Annotated in this window: 1 pseudogene; it reads left to right on the forward strand. The window is 68.1% G+C overall.

Annotation, left to right across the window (positions count from 1 at the left end):
- Nucleotides 1–40: 40 nt before the first annotated feature.
- A pseudogene (locus tag KVS71_RS17895) lies at nt 41–254 on the forward strand (transcriptional regulator NrdR); the annotation flags it as partial.

Raw genomic sequence — 254 nt, forward strand, 5'->3', positions numbered from 1 at the left:
GAGGAGATCGAGGCCCGCTCCGCCGCGTAGGATCTGTCAGATGCACTGCCCCTTCTGCCGTCACCCCGCCTCCCGGGTCATCGATTCCCGCACCAGCGTCGACGGACTCTCGATCCGTCGGCGCCGTCAGTGTCCGGAATGCGGGGGACGGTTCTCCACGACGGTGACGGCGAGCCTCAACGTCATCAAGCGCTCGGGCGGCATGGAGCCCTTCAGCCGGGAGAAGGGCAACTCCGGAGTGCGCAAGGCCTGCC

Origin of the sequence: Microbacterium sp. GbtcB4, assembly GCF_019091465.1 — a bacterium.
In the GTDB taxonomy this organism is placed as follows: domain Bacteria; phylum Actinomycetota; class Actinomycetes; order Actinomycetales; family Microbacteriaceae; genus Microbacterium; species Microbacterium paraoxydans.